Annotated in this window: 4 protein-coding genes; 2 read left to right on the forward strand and 2 right to left on the reverse strand. The window is 56.0% G+C overall.

What is annotated here, in order from left to right; genetic code table 11:
• Positions 1–567: 567 nt before the first annotated feature.
• Both pntA and pntB read left to right on the forward strand, forming a co-directional pair.
• Complete coding sequence (gene pntA, locus QMM04_RS20635) at positions 568–2,100, forward strand: Re/Si-specific NAD(P)(+) transhydrogenase subunit alpha (protein ID WP_282996902.1); 1,533 nt, start codon at positions 568–570, stop codon at positions 2,098–2,100.
• Between the two features lie 11 nt (positions 2,101–2,111).
• Positions 2,112–3,500, forward strand: a complete 1,389-nt coding sequence (pntB, locus tag QMM04_RS20640; RefSeq protein ID WP_104186706.1) for a Re/Si-specific NAD(P)(+) transhydrogenase subunit beta — start codon at positions 2,112–2,114, stop codon at positions 3,498–3,500.
• 75 nt (positions 3,501–3,575) lie between these two features.
• Here the strand turns inward: pntB and uspE are convergent, their stop codons facing one another.
• Positions 3,576–4,532 (reverse strand): universal stress protein UspE, encoded by a 957-nt coding sequence (gene uspE, locus QMM04_RS20645; RefSeq protein ID WP_058758505.1) that lies wholly within the window; start codon positions 4,530–4,532, stop codon positions 3,576–3,578.
• Between the two features lie 119 nt (positions 4,533–4,651).
• Positions 4,652–5,404, reverse strand: a complete 753-nt coding sequence (locus tag QMM04_RS20650; RefSeq protein ID WP_031279133.1) for an FNR family transcription factor — start codon at positions 5,402–5,404, stop codon at positions 4,652–4,654.
• Positions 5,405–5,406 lie beyond the last annotated feature (2 nt).

Here is a 5,406-nt window from a genome sequence, read left to right on the forward strand (position 1 = left end):
GACGCCAGAATGGTGTTCTTCAGCTTCATAAAAATGATCCTTCGCCTTACGCAAATTGAGTACGAAAACGTGCTGGACTCTTGATGTATAACAGATTAGCCGCTGATTATTGCATGTAATAATCGGCCTGTCTCAGCCAATTTATGCGCATAACATTGACAATCCCAGCATTTTATTCATCGGCCTGTCATCTTTCGCTGTTATGGCTTTTTTTTGGTCAGCTTACCGCTTTAACCGGTATCGCTTAGTACCATAATGGTTAACGCATTGTTAAATATAGGTTTTTAAAAACAGTTAATTCGTCATGACACGATTAGGCACAGCAGATTATTTTCCATAATGCCGCAAACCTGGTCGCATCCCGCGGTATTCATCGCTGGCATCTGAATATCTGTGTGAATGTCATAAGTGTGCGTTATGGCGCTAGATCGTCCTGGGCATTTTCAGTAGGTTATAAAGACTTTGTTACATAGTGCATTTCGCTCATAAAAAGCTGAAACAGCGTTTCGGCTTTTAAGCATGTGCCCCTTACAGAACCTCATCCTTTAATCATGGAAAGGAAACAGTATGTTAATTGGGATACCCAAAGAGCGGTTAGCCAATGAGTTCCGCGTCGCAGCGACGCCAAAGACCGTTGAGCAGCTCATCAAGCTGGGATTCAGCGTCACCGTTGAGCAGGGCGCCGGTTTACTCGCCAGCTTTGATGATGACAGTTTTATCGCCGCCGGTGCCAGCATCAGTCATCCGCAGGATGTCTGGCAGTCCGACATCGTGCTGAAGGTGAACGCGCCAGACGACAGCGAGATCGCCCTGATGCGCGCGGGCAGCACGCTGGTGAGCTTTATCTGGCCAGCGCAGAACCCGGCGCTGCTGGAGAAATTAGCCGCACGCAACATCACCGTGATGGCGATGGATTCCGTACCGCGTATTTCGCGCGCGCAGTCGCTGGATGCGCTCAGCTCGATGGCAAACATCGCCGGTTACCGTGCCATTGTCGAAGCAGCCCATGAGTTTGGCCGCTTCTTCACCGGGCAAATCACCGCCGCCGGTAAAGTGCCACCGGCAAAAGTGATGGTCATCGGGGCTGGCGTGGCCGGTCTGGCGGCGATTGGCGCGGCGGGCAGCCTCGGCGCTATCGTGCGCGCCTTCGACACTCGTCCGGAAGTGAAGGAGCAGGTGCAGAGTATGGGCGCCGAGTTCCTTGAACTCGACTTTGAAGAGGAAGCGGGCAGCGGCGACGGTTACGCCAAAGTGATGTCCGAGGCCTTTATCAAGGCGGAGATGGCGCTGTTCGCGGCGCAGGCGCAGGAAGTGGACATTATCGTCACCACCGCGCTGATCCCGGGCAAACCGGCACCGAAGCTGATCACCGCAGAGATGGTGGCCAGCATGAAGCCGGGCAGCGTGATTGTTGATCTGGCGGCAGCCACCGGCGGTAACTGCGATCTGACCGTCGCCGACCGCGTCACGCTGAGCGACAACGGCGTCAAAATCATCGGCTACACCGATCTGCCGAGCCGGCTGCCAACGCAGTCCTCGCAGCTGTACGGCACCAACCTGGTGAACCTGCTGAAGCTGCTGTGTAAAGAGAAAAACGGCGAGATCGTGGTTGATTTTGACGATGTCGTGGTGCGCGGCGTCACGGTAATTCGTGACGGAGAAGTGACCTGGCCTGCGCCACCGATTCAGGTCTCTGCTGCGCCACAGGCCGCAAAACCTGCCGCACAGCCGCAGGTGAAAGCGGCAGAGAAGCCCGCTGCGCCGTGGCGCAAATATCTGCTGCTGGCGCTCGCGGTAGTGCTGTTCGGCTGCCTGGCCAACGTCGCGCCGGCGGAATTCCTGTCGCACTTTACCGTGTTCGCGCTTGCCTGCGTCGTCGGGTATTACGTGGTGTGGAACGTCAGTCACGCGCTGCATACGCCGTTAATGTCCGTCACCAATGCCATCTCCGGCATTATTGTGGTGGGCGCGGTGCTGCAGATGGGCCATGGCGGCTGGGTCACCTTCCTGGCGTTTATCGCCGTCCTGATTGCCAGCATCAATATCTTCGGTGGTTTCACCGTCACCCAGCGCATGCTGAAAATGTTTCGTAAGAATTAAGGGGTAACAACATGTCTGGCGGATTAGTGACTGCAGCATACATTGTTGCCGCAATTCTGTTTATTTTCAGCCTGGCCGGGCTCTCGAAGCATGAGACCTCAAAGCAGGGCAATATTTTTGGTATCAGCGGCATGGCGCTGGCGCTGCTCGCCACCATTTTTGGTCCGCACAGCGGCCACGTGGCGTGGATTCTGCTGGCGATGGTGATTGGCGGTGCGATTGGCGTGCGTCTGGCGAAGAAAGTCGAAATGACCGAAATGCCGGAGCTGGTGGCGATTTTGCACAGCTTTGTCGGTCTGGCGGCGGTGCTGGTCGGGTTTAACAGCTACCTTGATCACGCGCCAGGACTGTCGGCGGTGATGGAAAATATCCATCTGACCGAAGTGTTCCTCGGCATCTTTATCGGCGCGGTGACCTTCACCGGTTCGGTGGTGGCATTTGGCAAACTGCGCGGCAAGATCTCCTCAAAAGCGCTGATGCTGCCGCATCGCCATAAAATGAATCTGGCAGCGCTGGTGGTCTCATTCCTGCTGATGCTGTGGTTTGTGCGTACCGACAGCACCGCTGCACAGGTCGTTGCGCTGCTGCTGATGACGGTGATTGCGCTGGTGTTCGGCTGGCATCTGGTGGCGTCGATTGGCGGTGCGGATATGCCGGTAGTGGTCTCGATGCTCAACTCCTATTCGGGCTGGGCGGCGGCGGCGGCGGGCTTTATGTTGAGCAACGACCTGCTGATCGTCACCGGTGCGCTGGTGGGCTCTTCCGGTGCCATCCTGTCGTACATTATGTGTAAAGCGATGAACCGTTCCTTTATCAGCGTGATTGCTGGCGGGTTCGGCACTGACGTGAGCGGTGCGGATGCGGGCGAAGAAGCGGGCGAACACCGTGAAATCAACGCGGAAGAGACGGCAGAACTGCTGAAAAACTCGACCTCAGTGATCATCACGCCGGGCTACGGGATGGCGGTCGCCCAGGCGCAGTATCCGGTGGCAGAGATCACCGAGAAGCTGCGCGCGCGCGGTATTAAGGTGCGTTTCGGTATTCACCCGGTAGCCGGTCGTTTGCCGGGGCACATGAACGTGCTGCTGGCGGAAGCCAAAGTGCCGTACGATGTGGTGCTGGAGATGGATGAGATCAACGATGATTTCAGCGATACCGACACCGTGCTGGTTATCGGTGCCAACGACACCGTCAACCCGGCGGCCCAGGACGATCCGCGCAGCCCGATTGCCGGTATGCCGGTGCTGGAAGTGTGGAAAGCGCAAAACGTCATCGTGTTCAAACGCTCGATGAACACCGGCTATGCCGGGGTGCAGAACCCGCTGTTCTTTAAAGAGAACACTCAAATGCTGTTTGGCGATGCCAAAGCCAGCGTCGAAGGCATTCTGCGCGCGCTGTAAGAAACGAAAGGGCGGTGATGTCACCGCCCTGATAAGCTCAAACCAGGGCGGCGCAGGATGGCCGCCCTGCGTTATTTAATCCTCTTCATCTTCCTCATCGTCGAGGTCAATCGGCGATTTGAAATCATCCGGCTTAATCGCCAGCAAATCACAGCGCAGGTGATCGATCACCTGTTCAGCGGTATTGCCGAGAAACGCAGCTGACAGACCGGTACGACCGATGGTGCCCAGCACCACAATCCCGGCGTCGAGATGCGAAGCGATATCAGGGATGACTTCTTCCGGCAGGCCCTTCGCTACGTGGGTAAATTCCTCGCCGATGGAAAATTTCTGGCGCAGCGCTTTCATCGCCACCAGATGCTGGCCGCGAATCGCATCGTTATAGACGCTGGGATCAAAATCCGGCAGTTCAATAGCAATGTTAATCGGCGTGACGGGATAAGCGCCCACCAGATGCACCTCGGTGTGATTCACCATTTCGGCCAGGCGCGTGGTCTCGCGGATCAGTTTTTGATTAAGCTCATCATGATGCGGTTCCTCGCTGGCAAGGTTTACCGCCACCACCGCTTTGCCGCCTTCCGGCCACGGCTGATCTTTGACCATCCACACCGGGCACGGGCACTTACGCAGCAGGTGCCAGTCGGTGGGGGTAAAAATCACCGCTTCCAGACGATCGTGCTGGTGCGCCATCTTCAGGACCAAATCATGCTGATGCGCCAGCACTTCCTGAATGATGGCTTCGTACGGCCGGTTATGCCACACCACTTTGATCTCGATATCCACGCCGGCTTCCAGATAGGCCTGTGCCTGTTCGCGGATCCATTCGGTACGCTGGCTAATCACCCCTTTGCGCATGTTGACGCGCTCGTCGGGCGACAGCAGGGTGGTCATTTCGTAGGAGAAGTCGTAGATAGGCAGGAAGGCTTTGATTTTTCCGCCGATACGTTGATTGAGATACACCGCACGCCGCAGCGCCGGCTGGTCGTCCTGCTGAGCATCAATCGCCACCAGAATATGCTGATACCGGGACATAAGGCACTCTCCTCAAACCAAAGCGAAGTTGGATTAAAGATAGCCTAAGATGGCGCAGGGCAGAAGCGGAAAAGTTGTTGCCGGATCAATAAAATAACATTTATCGACCCGGCAGGCGGTTACGCTGCCTGATCGGTCTGGCCGGCCAGTTCAGCCAGCAGCGCATGGTTTTCGATGGTGATATATTTGCCTTTCACCGCCAGCATGCCGCTTTTCTGGAAACGTCCCAGCAGACGGCTGATGGTTTCAACGGTGAGTCCCAGATAGTTACCGATGTCACCGCGCGTCATGGTCAGGCGGAATTCACGCTGTGAGAAACCGCGCTGGCCGAAGCGACGCGACAGGTTCCAGATAAACGCCGCCAGACGCTCTTCCGCGTTCTTCTTCGATAACAGCAGGATCATATCCTGATCGCCTTTGATCTCGCCGCTCATCAGACGCATCATCTGCTGACGCAGCGCCGGCATTTTACCGGACAGATCGTCGAGGGTTTCAAACGGGATTTCACACACCATGGCCGTTTCCAGCGCCTGAGCGAAGCTCGGATGATGCGCGCTGACGATGGCGTCAAAGCCCACCAGATCGCCCGCCAGATGGAAACCGGTGATCTGTTCATCACCCTGTTCGGTAATGGTGTAACTTTTGATGGTGCCGGAGCGGATGGCATAAAGGGATTTCAGTTCATCACCGGCTTTGAACAGCGTCTGGCCTTTCTGAATCGGCTTTTTGCGTTCAATAATATTGTCCAGCTGATCCAGTTCATGTTCGTTCAGCGTGAAGGGAATACACAACTGGCTGATACTGCAATCCTGACAGTGGATGGCACAACCGCCAGACTGAATACGTCGAATGCTGCGTTTTTCCGGGATCATAT

Origin of the sequence: Pantoea sp. Pa-EAmG (assembly GCF_030024295.1) — a bacterium.
Taxonomy (GTDB): domain Bacteria; phylum Pseudomonadota; class Gammaproteobacteria; order Enterobacterales; family Enterobacteriaceae; genus Pantoea; species Pantoea dispersa.

Coding starts and splice junctions, on each gene's coding strand:
- pntA (WP_282996902.1), top strand. CDS start 568: ATGTTAATTGGGATACCCAAAGAGCGGTTAGCCAATGAGTTCCGCGTC.
- pntB (WP_104186706.1), top strand. CDS start 2,112: ATGTCTGGCGGATTAGTGACTGCAGCATACATTGTTGCCGCAATTCTG.
- uspE (WP_058758505.1), bottom strand. CDS start 4,532: ATGTCCCGGTATCAGCATATTCTGGTGGCGATTGATGCTCAGCAGGAC.
- QMM04_RS20650 (WP_031279133.1), bottom strand. CDS start 5,404: ATGATCCCGGAAAAACGCAGCATTCGACGTATTCAGTCTGGCGGTTGT.